Annotated in this window: 14 protein-coding genes; 7 read left to right on the top strand and 7 right to left on the bottom strand. The window is 64.2% G+C overall.

Annotated elements, in window-relative coordinates; all coding sequences use genetic code 11:
• A partial coding sequence (locus GKO32_RS16695; protein ID WP_208024434.1) for an alpha/beta fold hydrolase occupies positions 1-892 on the top strand: 892 nt, incomplete at its 5' end.
• Positions 893-1,086: 194 nt separating this feature from the next.
• Here GKO32_RS16695 and GKO32_RS16685 read toward each other — a convergent pair.
• Positions 1,087-2,235: an NAD(P)/FAD-dependent oxidoreductase gene (locus GKO32_RS16685; RefSeq protein WP_154757789.1), complete on the bottom strand. Its 1,149-nt coding sequence runs from the start codon at positions 2,233-2,235 to the stop codon at positions 1,087-1,089.
• 297 nt (positions 2,236-2,532) lie between these two features.
• On the opposite strand from GKO32_RS16685, the gene solA reads away from it, so the two are divergent.
• From solA to GKO32_RS16670, 3 genes are read left to right on the top strand one after another with little or no spacing between them, the layout of a single operon-like run.
• A complete protein-coding gene (gene solA / locus GKO32_RS16680; protein ID WP_154757788.1) occupies positions 2,533-3,699 on the top strand; it encodes an N-methyl-L-tryptophan oxidase in 1,167 nt (388 codons plus the stop codon).
• A gap of 20 nt (positions 3,700-3,719) precedes the next feature.
• The gene (locus tag GKO32_RS16675; protein WP_166459605.1) at positions 3,720-4,694 is read left to right on the top strand and encodes a succinylglutamate desuccinylase/aspartoacylase family protein; all 975 of its coding nucleotides are present in this window, start codon (positions 3,720-3,722) and stop codon (positions 4,692-4,694) included.
• The gene (locus GKO32_RS16670; protein WP_154757786.1) at positions 4,691-6,214 is read left to right on the top strand and encodes an aldehyde dehydrogenase family protein; all 1,524 of its coding nucleotides are present in this window, start codon (positions 4,691-4,693) and stop codon (positions 6,212-6,214) included. The genes GKO32_RS16675 and GKO32_RS16670 overlap by 4 nt, the downstream gene beginning before the upstream one ends.
• On the opposite strand, the gene GKO32_RS16665 is transcribed toward GKO32_RS16670, so the two are convergent.
• Entirely contained in the window at positions 6,181-6,840 is a 660-nt protein-coding gene (locus GKO32_RS16665; RefSeq protein ID WP_208024433.1) for a helix-turn-helix domain-containing protein, read from the bottom strand. The two genes, GKO32_RS16670 and GKO32_RS16665, sit on opposite strands and share 34 nt — an antisense overlap.
• 224 nt (positions 6,841-7,064) lie before the next feature.
• On the opposite strand from GKO32_RS16665, the gene GKO32_RS16660 reads away from it, so the two are divergent.
• Both GKO32_RS16660 and GKO32_RS16655 read left to right on the top strand, forming a co-directional pair.
• Positions 7,065-8,375, top strand: a complete 1,311-nt coding sequence (locus tag GKO32_RS16660; protein WP_166459604.1) for an MFS transporter — start codon at positions 7,065-7,067, stop codon at positions 8,373-8,375.
• Entirely contained in the window at positions 8,372-9,574 is a 1,203-nt protein-coding gene (locus GKO32_RS16655; RefSeq protein ID WP_154757784.1) for an amidohydrolase family protein, read from the top strand. The genes GKO32_RS16660 and GKO32_RS16655 overlap by 4 nt, the downstream gene beginning before the upstream one ends.
• Here GKO32_RS16655 and GKO32_RS16650 read toward each other — a convergent pair.
• On the bottom strand, positions 9,569-10,285 hold the full coding sequence (locus tag GKO32_RS16650; RefSeq protein ID WP_246243921.1) for a helix-turn-helix domain-containing protein: 717 nt from the start codon (positions 10,283-10,285) through the stop codon (positions 9,569-9,571). The two genes, GKO32_RS16655 and GKO32_RS16650, sit on opposite strands and share 6 nt — an antisense overlap.
• A gap of 6 nt (positions 10,286-10,291) precedes the next feature.
• Between GKO32_RS16650 and GKO32_RS16645 the strand changes: the two genes are divergently transcribed.
• Positions 10,292-10,678, top strand: coding sequence for a DoxX-related protein (locus GKO32_RS16645; RefSeq protein ID WP_154757782.1), 387 nt, complete (start codon positions 10,292-10,294; stop codon positions 10,676-10,678).
• Between the two features lie 7 nt (positions 10,679-10,685).
• Here the strand turns inward: GKO32_RS16645 and GKO32_RS16640 are convergent, their stop codons facing one another.
• From GKO32_RS16640 to blsG, 4 genes are all read right to left on the bottom strand, one after another.
• The gene (locus GKO32_RS16640; RefSeq protein WP_154757802.1) at positions 10,686-11,651 is read right to left on the bottom strand and encodes a D-alanine--D-alanine ligase family protein; all 966 of its coding nucleotides are present in this window, start codon (positions 11,649-11,651) and stop codon (positions 10,686-10,688) included.
• A gap of 78 nt (positions 11,652-11,729) precedes the next feature.
• Positions 11,730-13,913 carry a B12-binding domain-containing radical SAM protein gene (locus GKO32_RS16635; protein WP_154757781.1) on the bottom strand — a complete coding sequence of 728 codons (2,184 nt, stop codon included), beginning with the start codon at positions 13,911-13,913 and terminating at the stop codon, positions 11,730-11,732.
• Between the two features lies 1 nt (position 13,914).
• A complete protein-coding gene (locus GKO32_RS16630) occupies positions 13,915-14,916 on the bottom strand; it encodes a cupin-like domain-containing protein (protein WP_154757780.1) in 1,002 nt (333 codons plus the stop codon).
• Positions 14,917-14,939: 23 nt separating this feature from the next.
• Positions 14,940-16,091, bottom strand: a complete 1,152-nt coding sequence (gene blsG, locus GKO32_RS16625) for an arginine 2,3-aminomutase (protein ID WP_154757779.1) — start codon at positions 16,089-16,091, stop codon at positions 14,940-14,942.
• Positions 16,092-16,100: the final 9 nt, after the last annotated feature.

Below are 16,100 nucleotides of genomic sequence, written 5' to 3'. Positions count from 1 at the left end.
ATACAGCCGCACGGCACGTTCCCGCAGCTCATCAGGGTACTTCTTGGGGGCAGCCACGATGACTTCCTTCCTCGGTTCACATGATCAAACCTGGGTTGGAAGTCTCCGGGCAACCGGGGGAACCTCAACCCACGGCGTCATACCGTTCCCCGGCGAAATCGACCCTGGCCACCATGGCGTGCGCTCCATCATGTACAGCCGTCCTGGCTACGGCGCATCGACACCCAAGCCGGGGCGCACACCCGCGGAGGCGGCAGGCGACGTTGCCGCCATTCTCGACTGTCTCGGCGTAAACACCTTTGTGACCGCCGGCTGGTCAGGCGGCGCACCGCATGCACTCGCGTGCGCCGCCTTGTTGCCGGGCCGATGCCGGGCCACCGCCGTGCTCGGCGGCATCGGGCCGTATGACCGGCATCAGTCCTTTCAGGACACGTTCATGCTCATCGATGAGGTGCGACCGGCGATGGAGGGCGACTGGGAAGGCTATGACCGCGCACTGGCGGACGCGGCTGCCTCGGTGCTCGGCATCGACGTCCACCAGGCCATCGCCTCGCTCCCGTCGCAAGCAGACAAAGACAGTGTTGACGCCGATCTCGCAGACTGGCTGGTGGACTCTCTTGCCTCGGGCTACCTCCCCACGCCGGCGGGTGTACGCGACGACTACCTGGCGTTCCTCAACCCATGGGGTTTCGACGTAGCCGACAGCCGAAACGTCGCTGTCTGGCACGGATCTGACGACCACATCCCGCTCATTCATCCACAGTGGATCTCCGATCACGCGCCTGAGGCCCGCTTGCACATCCTTCCCGGCGAAGGCCACTTCTCAATGCTGCGTCACCTTCCAGAGATCGTGGCCGATCTCCTCAGCCGAGCTGCCGACAACAGCCGTTAGCGCCGGCGGTCCGCCCGCCAGGTGTTGCGGGTCGCTACCGGCGCTACGGCGAGGCCGGTGCGCCCGGTTGAGCGAGGAATCGACGCTTGGTCCATCTCGGTGGGCGGCCTGGTTTCTTGCCGACAGGCAGCAGCGGCCCCACGATCGCCCACTGCGCGTCGGTCAGGTCAGCCCGATTGTTCGCAGATCTGTGCTCAGCCGGCGGAATACACCTCGAAGTCGTCGGCAAACCGGCCGGCGCGTGACCGGTTGTCGAGGAAGAAGCGCGTCGGACGCAGGCCCGCGAGGTCGGCAACCGGCACCCCGTCCAGCAGCTCGCTGGCCGCGGCGTCCGCCCACACCGGCGCCCAGCCGATGCCGCCGTGTGAGACGGCGAAATACAAGCCGCGAAGCCACGGTACCTCGCCGATCACCGGACCACCGGGCGGGATCGGCCGCACGCCAACCCGGACCCGAGCCGGGGCAGTGCCGGCCAGAACCGGGATCATCTGAGCAACCTCGTCGATGATCGCCTGTGCGGAGAACCCATTGCCTCCGTATCCCGCGCTCATCGGCACGCCGCGCCGGTGCAGCGCCAGGCCACCGGACGGATCGCGGCGCGCGAGCCAGGAAAGGGAGTTGATCACGGGAGCCGGCATGCCGTTTTCGAGCGGCTGCGTGTACACCATCAAACCTGGAACAAGGTCCAGCGGCACAGCCAGGCCCGCGAGTGCGGCCAGATGCGCCGACCAGCTACCTGCGGCGTTCACCACGACATCAGCGTCCAGCCTCGTACCGTCATCGAGTCCGACGCCGCGGATCGCGTCCGATGTCGTAGGCATCTCGACGACGGCCCGACCGGTGATCACCTGTGCACCGAGCCGCTTCAGGTTGCTGATCAACAGCGCGATCAGCGCGGGGGCATCGACCCACCCGCTGCCGGGTTCCCAGATCACCTCGTCATCGTCACTGAGGTGAAGTTCGGGTACCCGCTCCCGCACCGCCTTTCCATCGAGCAATTCGAGATCCAGTCCGAGTTCACGACAGGTGGCGTATGCGCTGAGCCACTGATCGCGCTCGTCCGGTGGCACCCAGTTGAGCCCGCCCGACCAGTGCAGCCAGTCGCCGCCGATTTCCTCATGCAGCTCGCGATACCTCGGCTGAATTTGGCGGCGCAGCCGCGCCCGGCCCTCGTCTTCCGGCCAACTCCAGTGCGGGAACGAAGACATCCAGGAAAACGATGCGGAACTGGTGCCCGATCCCGCGTTCGCGGCGTCGACGAGAACGACGTCCGCACCACGTGCAGCCAGTCGGTAGCCAATGTGCGCGCCAACTGATCCGGCGCCAACCACCACAATTTTCATGCGAGTGTTTCCGTCCTTCCATCGCCGGTGTATTGCTCGAGCGGTTTTCCGCTGCCGGCTGCGATCTGGTGGTAGGTGCAGGCCGGGACCCAGGGCTGTTCGGCGCGTCACGGCTCTTTCCTTCGCTCTCGAGCCTTGACGCCGAACGATCTACCGACAACTATATAGGACGTCTCTGTCCGACAGCAATGTCCGACAGATGATCTGGACGCGTCGCAGGTGGACCCTGGACAGTCCTCCATCTTCAGTGTAATGATGGCCGTATTCAATTTATAGAAGATTAGTGATAGGGGCACAATGCAAGTCCGCGAGACCGATGTCGTGATCATCGGGGCCGGGTCGGTGGGAAGCATGGCCGCATGGCAGCTGGCCCGCCGAGGGGTAAGCGTCATCGCGCTCGACCGGTTCTCGATTCCTGGGCCGCTGTCCGCCTATGCGGGCGAATCGCGCCTGTTCCGCAAGGTCTACAAGGAAGGCGGGCACTACACACCCCTGCTGCAGCGCGCCCAGGAACTCTGGCGCGAGCTTGAGGCCGAGGGCGGAGTCGAGCTGCTCGCGATGACCGGCGGGGTGACCATTGCCGGCGAAGGCCACCCCGATCTCGAGGCTCTGCTGGACGCCAGTGAGTCCTACGGCCTCAAACACGAGGTTCTCGACGGGGACGTAGCGCGCCGTCGCTTTCCCGGCCACCACATCCTGGACACCGACACCGTGTTCTTCGATCCCGAAGCCGGCTACCTGCGCTCGGAAAAGGCAGTCGTCACGGCGTTGAAACTCGCCGCCGCCAGTGGTGCCACCTTCCTCGGGAACCGAAAGGCCCTGGCCGTTGAGCCACAGGGAGATCGATGGATCGTCCGGACCGGCCAGGAGTCCGTGGTCGCGCAGAAGGTGATCGTGTCGGCCGGAACGGGCGCCTCGATAGTGACGCAGTCATTGGGGACGCATCTCGCGCTTCGGCCGCAGGTACTGACCTGGTTCCCCATGGCTCGCGAAAACGCTTACAGCGCGCCGGATTCGCCGATCTTCATCCGCCGGTCGAAGGATGCCGAGTTCTACGGATTTCCGAGCGCGGACGGCTGGACCGTCAAGGTTGCGGCGAGCGTGTATCTCGACGAGGTCGAGAGCATGGAACGGCCTCCGTCGTGGGAGCCCGCACACCTCGAGACCATCCGCCGCTGGGTCGGTACCTACCTGCCCGACCTGATCCCGGATCCCATCCGCACCCAGCTGTGCGCAGACGGCTACCTGGTCGATTCGACCGGCTTGCTGGGCGAGATTCCCGGCATGCCGGGAACGGTGGCCGCTGTGGGTTTCTCCGGTCACGGCTTCAAGATGGCACCCGCTTTCGGCGCTGTTGCCGCGGATCTGGTGATCTCCGGGGCGACCTCGACCGACGTCTCGTTCATGAGCCCGGCGCGTTTCCTCGACGAGGGTCAGACGCTCGACACGCTCCTGCTGGCCTGATGGAAGGGAGGCGCGCAACCATGCACAGCACGTTCATCCTGGGAAATCTCGAAGCAGCGGCAGGGAAGACGACCAGCGGATACTGCGAAGTCGACCTCGGAGCCGACGTGATCTCCATTCCCGTGGCGGTGATCCACGGCGCCGAACCCGGCCCCGTTCTCGCGGTGACCGCCGGAATTCACGGCGGCGAATACGTGTCGATTCTCGCGGCCCGCCGATTCCTGCACACGCTCGATCCGGCCACGGTCCGCGGCACGGTGATCCTTTCCCTCCAGTCCAGCCCCGTGGCCTTCCGCGACAGGGCCGCCTTTGTGAACCCGATCGACGGGGAGAACCTCAACCGCTGCTTTCCCGGCGACGCGGCCGGCATCCCGACTCAGCGTCTCGCCAACTGGCTGTGGGAGAACATCATCTCCCGCGCGGACTTCTACGTCGACTGCCACTGCGGCGACCTGCCCGAGAGTCTCGAAGCGTTCACCGGGCTGGTGCTCAGTGGAAACTCGAGCGTTGACGAGAAGTCGCTGGCGATGGCGAATTGCTGGAATGTCGAACGCAGCATCGTCACAGGCACCTCCGGGTCCACGATCTGGGCAGCCGCACAGGCCGGAATCCCAGCCGTCCTCGTCGAACTCGGCGAGCGTGGAGGGTGGACAGCGGGGGAGGTCGAGCGTCAACTCGCCGGTCTCACGGCGGTTGCGGGCCACGTCGGCGTCATCGACTCGCATCGACCCGCCTCCCCGGCAACTCACCCGCTGTTCGAGGTGGCCGCGGGTCTTTCGGCGGAGATCGACGGTCTGTGGTTCCCGAAGGTCAAGCCGGGGGAGACCGTGACTCCTGGGGCGACCCTCGGCACGATCGAAGACGCGTTCGGCACGACGGTCGCGATCATCACATCGCCGACGGACGGGGTGTATGTCTACGGCTTGACGAGCCTGGCTGTGCACGCCGGCGACTTCCTCGCGTGCATCGTCCGGCCGGCAGGAGGAGCCCGATGAGCGCCGACAGCCTCGTAGCCGAGAATCGGCTGGACCTACCGGGCGGGGGGTTCTGGAACGGCCACTGGCAGACAGACGGCCACTGGACCGACGTCGTCAACCAGGAGGACGGAGCTGTCGTGGGCCGCGTTATTGCGGCCACCGCAACGGAAGTCGACTCAGCGGTCCGCGCCGTGGCGGCCGAAGTCCGGCGTCGCGCATGGCCGCTGTGGCGGCGACGAGAGGCCCTCCGAGCCGCGAGCACGACGCTGGCCGAGCGCGGCGAGGTCTTCGCACGTCTCCTGTGCGCCGAATCGAGCAAGCCGATACGTGACGCACGAGCGGAGGTAGAACGGGCAGTCGAGACGTTGCGGCTCTCCTCCGAGCAGGCCGCACGCCTGGCGGGGGAGACGCTTCCCTTCGACGACACGCCGCGCGGTGCCGGACGTCGCGGTTGGTACACCCGGGAGCCGATCGGCGTGGTCGGCGCGATCACGTCCTTCAACGATCCGCTGAACCTCGTGGCGCACAAGCTCGGGCCGGCCTTGATCGCCGGCAACGGGGTGGTGCTGAAACCCTCGGACCACACTCCGTTGACGGCCCTGTTGCTCGCGGAGGTCCTGCTTCACTCCGGCGTTCCCCGCTCGTGGCTGGCCGTTGTCGCCGGCACGGGGCGAGAGGTCGGCCAGGCCCTGGTAGCGCACCCCGAAATCGACATGATCTCGTTCACCGGCGGCTATCACACCGGAGCCGCCATCGCCGCACTGGCCGGACCGAAGAAGCTGCTGATGGAACTGGGCGGCAACGGGCCGGTCATCGTCCTCGCCGACGCCGACCTTCAAGACGCCGCCGCCGCGATCGTCGATGGTGCCTTCACCAACTCCGGGCAAAATTGTTTGTCGGTTCAGCGGGTGTTCGCCGAGCGTTCGCGCTACGAGGATCTGACCTCGATGATCCGGGCGCGCACCGAATCGCTTGTCGTCGGGTCGAAGAGTTCCGAATGCACCGACGTGGGCCCGCTGATCGATGAGAAGGCAGCCATCCGGGTCGCCGGATGGGTGGACGAGGCTGTCCGCGACGGGGCGCGAGTACTGACCGGTGGTCGTCGCGACGGTGTCTTCTACGAACCCACCCTCTTGGCCGAGGTCCCGGGCCATGCGAAAGTCCTGCGGCAAGAGGTCTTCGGGCCGGTCGTCACAGTGCTGCCGTTCGACGGTGTGGAACAAGCGATCAAGCGCGCAAACGAGTCGCCCTACGCACTTCAGGCCGGGGTGTTCACCGCGGACCTGGACCTGGCCCTGCAGATGGCGGATTCGCTGGATTTCGGTGCGGTCATGATCAACGACACCAGCGATTTCCGGATCGACGCCATGCCCTTCGGGGGAAAGGGGAAGCGCTCAGGCCTCGGACGGGAAGGAGTCCGCTACGCGGTCGAAAGCATGACGGAGCCAAAGATCATCGCTATCAGGCACGGCGCACCCGGCTCTCGCAGCTGTGCCGATGCGGGTCACTTGAGCGTGGGCGGAGTGATGGCGGAGTAGAGGCTGGCGTCCGTGTCGCCGAGCGTGCGCCAGCCGTGCCGGAGCGAGGCGTCGAACGTCACCGTATCCCCCGCTTCGAGGATCACGGATTGGTCCCCGATCCGGCCTTCGAGACGGCCCTCCACCAGGACAATGACCTCTTCACCCACGTGCTGGAACGGTGCGTCGAAGTTGTCGAAGCCGACTCGGAAGACACTGTGCATGAGCAGCAGGGAACCATCGAGGTCGGGGCTGAGGATGTCGTATACCGGGCCAACGCCGGGGAGTGTGAGCCGCCGCCGTCCGTCTGCTCGCACCACGTCGACGCGGCCAGGCCTGGCGGCCGGTGTCCATGGCGCTGGGGGCGCATCTCCTCGTCCGTGGTGCGGGTCGCCGTTCGACATGGGCGGCGGACCGCTGGCGAACGCCGTCAGTGGTACGTCGAGAACGTCGGCCAGCTTGCGCAGTGTCTGAACAGTCGGGTTGCCCATCCCGCGCTCGTATTGACTGACCGTCCCGGCTCCGACGCCCGCGGCCTTCGCGAGCGCCTCGATCGACAGGCCTCGCGCCCGGCGAGTCGATCGCAGCTGCTTGCCCATCGCGCGAATGCCGTCATCATCGTGCTCGTCGTCGGGGCTGTTCTTCATCCAACCATGCTATCGACCACACGATTCTTCAGTAACATGATGCCGGTCTCCGGTGTGTCGCGGCGAACAGTCGCTATCGACACCGGGAGCCTTCAGTGTTACGGTGGTCGTCCTTCAGTTTATTGAAGATCGTTGCAGCGTTGCGACACCATCCTCGGAGGTCCCAGATGGCGCGATTGCCGAATCCCCAGTCGACCCAGCAAGGAGCTTCGCCACGGAAGCTCTTGATCGCTGTCGGTATCGGGAACGCACTGGAATGGTTCGACTTCTCGATCTACGGGCTGTTCGCACCGCAAATCGCCGCGAACTTCTTCCCCGGCAAGGCCCCGCTCACCGGCCTGCTGGCTACCTTCGCCGTGCTGGCCGTCGCGTTCCTCGCCCGCCCCTTCGGCGGCATTCTCTTCGGAGTCATCGGGGACCGGAAAGGCCGGCGATACGCCCTGTCGCTCGCGGTCGTTCTGATGGGTGCCGGGACCGCCGCGATCGGTGTCCTGCCCACACACGCGCAGGTCGGGGTGCTTGCCCCGGTGCTGCTGATCTGTTGCCGCATCGTCCAGGGCGTATCCGCCGGCGGTGAATACAACAGTGCTACCGCCTTCGTCACCGAGCACGCGCCGTCGGACCGCCGGGGTAAGCACGCGAGCATCATCAGCGCGACGGTTGCGCTCAGCACCGTTCTCGGCACGGCCATGTCCTTGTTCGTGCTCGGCTGGCTGAGCGCGAGCCAGATCCAGCACTTCGGCTGGCGAGTGCCGTTCATCGTGGTCGGACTGCTCTCCGTACTGGGCCTTTACCTGCGCCTGCGGATGGAGGAGACGCCGGTCTACCGCGAGTTCCAAGCCAAGCAGGAACGTGGCGGCGAGCAGGAACAGCAAGTGGTCAAGACCATTCCGGTGCGCAAGGCGCTGCGAACTCACACCCGTGTGCTGGTGACCATCTTCTGCGCGGCCGGCGTGGTCGGGCTGGTGACCTACATCTTCCTCGGGTACCTGGTTTCGCATCTGCAGGTGAAGCTGGACTACAGCCCCCGGCAGGCGCTGGCCGCGCTCATGATCGGGGCGACCGCTCAGTTGATAGCCCTCGTCGTGTTCGGACGTGTCATCGACGCGGTCAACCGCCGGCGTTGGTTCCTGGTCGCCGCTGGTGTCGCGGTGCTGGCCCCGTTGCCGTTGTACCAGCTGTTGCCGAGCGGATATGCGGCGGTTGTGTGCGTCATGTGTGTTCTCGGGACGCTCGTGGCCGCCTTGTCGGTTTGCTACAACTTGCTGACGGTGGAGATGCTTCCCACCAGTATCCGGGTGACTGGCGGTGCGGTCGCGTATAACGTCGCATACGTCGTCTTCGGTGGCACCGCACCGTTCGTCGCCACCTGGGTGACGAAAGTCTTCGGGAGCAGCTTGGCGCCGGCGCTCTACATGGTCGGAGTCACCGCTGTCCTCACCCTTGTCCTGGTGTGCACGCTCCCGGACACCAGCAATGTCGGCTCGCTGGACGAGCTGGACAATCTCGACGTCGCCGAGCGGGTCACCGGATGAGCAGTCTGCTGCTTCGCGCCGACTCCTTGTTCGATGGGGCGAACCTGCTGCCTTCCCCGCGTGTCCTGATCACCGGCGAGCTGATCACCGCGGTGCGGGCGCACGACGACCCTGCCTACGGGCCAGGGACAACGGTCATGGACCTGCCTGGAACGACCTTGCTCCCCGGGTTGATCGATTCTCATGTCCACGCGACACTGCGTGGCGGAATGTCCCCGCCGAACGGCCCGGAGGCGCTTTCCGACGTGGCTGCCGGAAACCTCCGTGTCGCCGCACAAGCCGGCATCACGACCGTCCGGGACTGCGGCAGCCCGGGCGACAGCATGATCCGGCTACGCGACACGGCCATGAGGGGACTTCCACACTGCGTGGTCGCGGGTCCAGCGCTGACGCCACCCGGCGGGCACGCCCACAGCTTCGGCCGGGAGGTCTCCGGGGTAGGGGAGTTGAGGGAGTCCGTCCACGACCTCGCGAAGGCGAACGTCGACTGGATCAAAGTGATCGGCTGCGGCGGTGGCACGCCCGGAACGGATCCGTTGGTCTCGACGTACACCGCCGACGAACTGCGGGCAGTGGTCCAGACCGCTCGCGAGCATGGGCTCCCAGTCACGGTGCACGCTCTCAACTCGGAGACCATTTCGCTGGGACTCGACGCCGGAGTACGTCACTTCGAGCACGGATGGCCGGATCAGGCGCGTTCCTCCATCGCGCACGGCGCACTGCTGGAGCGGCTCGCCACCACCGGTGTCGTTATCTGCCCGACAATCTGGGCTGTTGCCCATCGTGTCCCGCTGCTCCGTCGCCGGCTACGAGACTCGCCGTCGGACAGCCAGGCGCGCGCCGACCTCGACGAGGCTCTGCGGCGGACCGACGCGGTGATTCGCAGCGTCGGCGACTGCCATACCGCCGGCGTGCGACTCATCGCCGGCACCGACGCAGGCTGGCGAGACGTGGGATTCGCAGACCTGGTCGACGAGCTACTTCTGTTGCAGCGCTGCGGTTTGCCGGCCATCGACGCGCTTGCCTCCGCCACCCGGGTGGCAGCCGATGCGCTCGGGGTGGGAGCTCGGGCGGGGCGGATCGCTCCCGGATACACAGCGGACCTGATCGCCGTCGCGGGTGACCCCACCGTCGATCTCGAGGTCCTCCGGCGAGTCCGGTTGACCATCATCGGTGGTCGGCCACTTGACCAGCTATGACTGGTTGAGCAGCGAGCCGGGCGTGCGGCCGCTCAAGGCGAGGCAGGTGCGGATCAGATGCGCTTGATCGGCGAAGCCGGCGCGGGCCGCGATGGCCGCGGTCGCATGATGGGGGAGTTGGAGGAGCGCCTCGCGCAGCCGATACCAGCGGCGCAGCATGCCGAGCGGACCGCCCAACTGCTGCGCGGACAACTGACGCAACCGCCGCGACGAGACGCCCGCTTCGTCGGCCAGCGCATCCGTATCCAGGTCAGTGCCGAGCAGGGCCAGCACTCGAAGAAGTCGCGCATCCACGGAGGGGACTTCGCCGAAGATATCGCAGATGACGCGTCGCAACCGCGAGGCATCCAGGTCTCCGCCCGCGGCCGAAAGCAGTCGGCTGACGGTGGCAGGCTCGAGCGCGTAGAGGCTGGATATCGGTGCGGCAATCCGGTGCGGGTCGATCCATAGTGACGTGGCGCCTGAGGGGCAGGCCACCGCGCGCGGGATCCGGGGCGCGATCACGACTCCCGAACCCGCGACGGACGGCCCCCCGGGCTGGGTGACCGTCACCGGGCCGCCCCAGGAGAGCACCACCTGCCACGCAGGATTGCGGTGTGTGGCCACACTCTGCGCCGAGTCCTGGGTGTAGCGGCCGAATTCGGCACACGACGCGGCGGTCGAGGTAGTGCCGTTGCGTTCAATACGCCAGGTATTCGGCTCGGCGACCATCACCTCGTGATTCTCTCATGGGCTGCCCTCGCGCTCGCTGCGCTGCTTGCCGGCGTCGGCCTGACGCACTGGCTCCGACCCGCTCGGTTTCGCTCGCTGGTGCCGGACTGGATGCCGAGACCCGGTACGGTCATTGCCGTATCGGGGGCGGTGGAGATCGCTTTGGCCATTGGTTTGTGCGTGCCCCCGGTACGTGGTCAGGCTGCCGCAGCGGCTGGTTTCTTGTTTCTCGGCTACCTGGTGCCACACGCGGACGCGTTCCGGCACGTGTCCCATGCGGAGAAGCTCAACGACCGGCCCTTCGGCATCATCATGCGGCTCGCGGCGAACCTCGGTTATGCGGCACTGGCTTTCGCCGTGGCCCTGGCACATCGACACCGGCTGTGGGCATAGCACAACGTCAAGACCCGTCCGACAGCTCCCATCGCTCGCACGCGGACCGCAACATGCGGCCGATCAGCTCGGCAAAGGGGATACCGGCGAGTTCGCTCATCACCGGCAGGTCCGCATAGCCAGGGCGGAGCCCGGGAAACGGATTCACCTCAAGAAGATGCGGTTGCCCATGGGCATCTGACCGCAGATCGATCCGGCCTCCGTCACGGCCACCGACCGCCCGCCACGCCTGCAGCGCCACGTCCTGCGCTCGAAGCGCTTCGGCGTCGTTGACGAGCCGGCCAGGAAAACCGACATCGTATTTGAAGTAGACCGGTTCCTCGCCGAGCAGTTTCTCCATCACCCCGATGGAGGTTGCGTTGTCCCCCGTTCCGAGGATCCCGACTGTCATCTCGCGGCCGGGAAGAAAGCTTTCGATCAGAACCGGCTGCCGGAAGCGTGCGAGAAGCTGGCAACAGATCTCGCGAAGCGCCTCCGGCGAGTCGATTCTTGATGCCGGTGACACGCCCTTGCTATTGCCCTCGTGAACCGGCTTCGCCATCAACGGGAACGGCAGGTCCACCTTTGCCAGATCGCTTTCGGCCTCGACCAGGACGAAAGGCGCGGTGGGCAATCCGTGTGCGGTGAAGACGTGTTTGGTCGTGACCTTGTGGAGGCATATTGCGCTGGTAAGCGGGTCGGAAAACGCGTACGGCTGTTGCCAGGCGTCGAGAAGCGCAGGAACCTGCGCTTCCCGACCTGCGCCATGCAAACCGACGGCCATATTGAAGACAAGGTCCCACCGTTCACCGGCGACCAGCCGAGGTGCGAGATCCAGTACGGTCCCGATTCGATCGACAGCCACCCCTTGGCCGTTGAGAGCGGACTCGACGGCCTCGACGGTGTCGAGATAATCGAATTCGGCGATCTCTTCCGAGTTGTAGCCGAGAGCCTGATAGTGGTCCCGCAAGTCATAGGTGAAGCCGACACGCATCATAGGTGGCTCCGTACCTGGTTTGTGCACGACCTCACGTCGTCCTCCTGCCTGGTGGCCGTAAACGTCGCGTCGACCTCATGCGGATGGTTGCGCCAGCTTCAGCTGGAGCTTTCGCGCTTCGGACGTTGTCCACACGACGCCCAGTTCGATGAGTCGCTCGATCTCCGCGGCCGTGTCCGCAGCGCCTTCGCTCGTCAGCGTCGCGGTGCTGACCGGGCCTTCAGACAAACGACGGAAAAGCCAGGTCCAACGGCCATCGATGATGTGCCACCTCGCGGAGACGAAGTCGAGCACCGCCGCGGCCGGTTCGTCCCCGCCGGCAACCGTCCTCGCCACCACAAAGGGAGACAACACAAGTTCATCCGTCGCCGCCGGCGTGCCGCGATGATAGAGCCCGTTGCGAATATCGGGCAGTTCTCGCCGGGGCGGAACGAGGTGGAGGTCTTCGATCTTTTTCAGATAGCTGGTGAACGGCTCCCGCCTGAGCAGCGACGATTGCGAGCTTCTCCCGTACCCAAGACCGGAGGCGACCGTTTCGTTCTGTTTGAGACGTTCATATTCCGTTCGTTCTTCCCGCGTCAAGATCAGGCCATACATGAGCGCGTAGTCCGTCTTCAGCAGGCCCATGTACCACCCGTTCATCATCTCCCTGATCTCCAGCGCGCCGGTCGAGACCGCCTCACCTTCGTAGTACAAAAACGGATCCGGTTCGCTCGGGCTGGTCGCGGTCACCACCCGCGCTATCTGAAGTTCTCCCATCCGGTCGACCCCCTGGTTGGAGCCGTCGACCGAGCACAGAATATCGGAAGTGATCTCGGAGTATTGCCCGGCAATATCGAGATAGTCCGCACTCCACGGTTTTGACTCGAGTCCGTAGTTCTCCATTTCGTGATACATCGGTTGTTTCGGCGACATGACAAACGGCTCGACGTTGACCCGGAAGTGCCCCGGATAGCTGCGGTGGATGTTTTCCAGCGCGAGCGCCGTCTGTCCGAAGCGTTCTCGGGTATCGCCCGGAAACCCCGGTATGAAACCGGCCACGACCCGGTCGATGCCGGCGCCGAGAAGCGCGTGAAGCGCACCGAGATTGTCTTCCTCGGTCCGGTTCTTGTTCATCTTGGCCAGCGTCTCGTCCGACAGGGACTCCACACCGACAAAAACGAATTCACAACCAGCACGTTTGAGCAGGGCTGCGGTCTCACGGTCGACGTTGGCCCGCAAATATCCGCCCCATTTTATCCGGACATCTCGCCGGAGCAGCTCCTCGCCCAGCTGATACAGCCGGCTAGCTGTCGCGTTGAGCAGCGAGTCCATGAACCATATCGCCTCGCATCCGTACATCTGTTGCAGCCGTACGATGTTGTCCACAACGTGACTGATCGCGTCATTTCTTATTCGTTTCCAGAAGACCCATTCACTGCAGAAGACACATTTATCCGTACACCCGCGAGATAGCTCGTAGGTGATCGTGCGATGCGAGGTGGGGCGACGTTGATACGCCATCAGCGGGACTTTGTCGAAGGCAGGTAAAGGCAGTCCGGGCAGCTTGACCAAAGGCCGTCTTGCGGATTCGAATTGCCCCGATTGGCTGTTGTACCGCAAGGTGCCCGGCACAACGGTAGCGGGCTCACCTTTGGACTCCCGGAATTTTTCGTAGAGGTCGAGAAGGGTGGCCTCGCCTTCTCCGACAGCCACCACATCGGCCAACCCGCTGCGGAGTGCCAGCTTGGCCGAAGCTTCGCTCTCCGTTGTCTGTGGACCACCGAGAACGACATAGGGCGGGTTCTTGCGTCGTTTGAGATGAGCCAACGCCATCAGGGTGGTCAGGTAGTTGGAGCTCCAGACCGAGAAACCAATGAACTTCACGTCTGGAAGCTGCGCCATTGCCGACTCGAGGAACCTGTTCATGTCGGCCAGGTAATCGTACAACAACGACGGAATAATTCCCCGCTCGAGGCAGTAACGGGTGAACCGATCGTCGAGATCGGGAACCGGATCCTGTCCGTTGGCAAAATGTTGTAATACACCGAGTACCAATGGGAGGTCCGGTACGTCCATAATATATGTTTCGCCGAAAACACCGACCGGACGATAGGTCGGCGCGTAAGCATTCGGCACCCATAGGCGCAGGTCGAGGAACTGGAAGTCATCGTGCCCGTTCGCGCGGAGGTAGGCCAGCAGCGATGCAGGTCCCAGCGGTGGCGCGCCGCTGGTGAAATACGGCGGCACGATACAGAGGAAATTTTCCGCGGCTCTCACTTCACGACCTTCCTGTCAGCTGCTTCAACAGATTGAACAGTCGTTTCCCTGTCGACGGAGGACTGAAGAAAAAGAAGGTCCCCTCGCGCTTCCCCAGTACACCATTGACAATAAAACTGTTCAGCGTCGCGGCCCAGTACCGTGGGCCCAGTAACACCAACTGCTTCAGGTACTCCTGGGAGGCCATCCGCGGCCCGAACCAGTGGTTCAACGAAACTGACGGAGCGTGCGAACGTATATCGTGCCAGCATCCGCGGGGCAGGTAAACGGAATCGCCCGGGCGTAATACTCCAGAATACAGCGTGGCGTGTCGTAGCCGGGGAAACTTCTTGATGTCCAAATTGGCTAGATCGATACGACTGTTGGCGATGTTGTCCGGGAACGGGTACGCCGCACTGGTCTCGTCCCAGGAAAGGAGGACGATCGATTTTTCGCCGTATATCTGGCAAAAGAGATTATCTCGTGGATCCGAGTGGAGCAGAGCACGAGTCCCGGTTGACCCGATCCAGATGTACGTGCCGGCCTCGTACTGGTCGGGTTCGATGAGGGAGTCGAAGTCGTAATCCTCCGCTGGGAACAACTCTTTGGCAGGCGTGTAAGCGAGGTAACACGGGGCTGCGGACGTCGCGACCAGCATCTTGCGCACGAAGTCGCCGAAGGGAAGTGTGCGCTCGTAGTATTGCTGCTCTCGAGGGAATAACACCCCATCCGCGGGCAGATCCATCAGCGCGGTCACGAGCCGCTCTCCGTAATCGCTGATCAGGCGATCCGGTGTCCACGCTGCCGTTGCCGGCCAATCAGCGACCAGGCCGGGAAACAGCGTGGGCTCACGACGCCGGGTGGTGACCGCGCGCAGATCCTCTGTGGTCGGTTCCGCCCGGGGGAGTGGCCGCACATTCACGCCGGCCTCGCCGAGCGAAGCGGTCAGCCGCTTGAGGAATTCGGTGCCGGAACCGCTGTCCCACCTGTCGCTCCGTGGAATACCGATGTCGTGCCGCGTCATACTTTCTCCCTATTGCGTTACCATCACGACTGCGACCTTTGCGGATAAGTCATTTCTTGGCCCTTGTAATTGCGCAACCGCAAGCCGTCGCCGGTTTCCGTGTAGGCGGGCTTGGCGATCGGAATCTTGCCGATCTTTGTGGTCAACACGTACTGCGGAACGCCGAACCCGGTGATATGCCCTTGCAGTCCCTCCATGATTTCCCAGCCTTTTTCGATGGTTGTCATGAAGTGTGAGACGCCGGTGACGTTGTCGCAGTGGTAAAGGTAGTACGGCCGTACTCTGATCCGAAGCAGCTCGGTCATGAGCTTGCGCATTGTCGGGATGCTGTCGTTGATGCCCTTGAGCAACACGGTCTGGTTTCCTACCGGTATCCCGTGCCGGAGCAGCCGGTCGACTGCCGCAGCCGACTCATCGGTGATCTCGCGAGGATGGTTGAAGTGTGTGTTCAACCATATTGGATGGTAGCGCGAGAGCATCTCGCACAGCTCATCAGTGATCCGCTGTGGTAACAGTACGGGGAATCTGCTGCCGATGCGGATGATCTCGACGGTCGGAATCGATCTGAGCTGCGAGATGATCTCTTCCAATTTCGTGTCCCGGTAGCTCAGGGGATCTCCGCCGGTCAGTAGCACGTCCCTGATTTCCGGGTGATCGGCGATGTATCGCAGATCTTCCTCAAATGAGCCCCCCTCATTGTCCCGGAAGTACGTGCCGTTCACGTCCGTGGTGTGGAACTTGCGGGTGCAGTGCCGGCAGTAGACCGGGCAGGATTCGGTAATCATCATTATCACCCGATCCGGATACTTGTGCACTACCCGGTTGGTCTTGCGGTAGAACATGTCGCCGACGGGGTCGACATCGGCATCAGCGAAATCGAGGAACTCGCCCAGCGCAGGTACGGCTTGCTGACGGATCGGACAGGTTGGATCATCGGGGTCCATCAGCGAGGCGTAGTAGGGCGTGACACTCCACCGGTACTTCCCGCGCGAGTCGTTGACAGCCTTCGCTTCATCCGGCGTAACCCTCACCCAGCGAGATAACTGCGCCAAAGTTGTGACCCGGTGACGCATATGCCAACGCCAATCCGCCCACTGCTCCGCGGAGGCACCAGCGCCGGCACGAACCGCGGATGCAGGGTCTGCGGAGGAGATTGACGCAGGAACGTTCGACATCGACACTCC

It is taken from the genome of Amycolatopsis pithecellobii, assembly GCF_009707865.1.
Classification (GTDB): domain Bacteria; phylum Actinomycetota; class Actinomycetes; order Mycobacteriales; family Pseudonocardiaceae; genus Amycolatopsis_E; species Amycolatopsis_E pithecellobii.
Note: the sequence above shows the minus strand (reverse complement) of the source record. Positions and strands in the feature narration are given on the sequence as shown.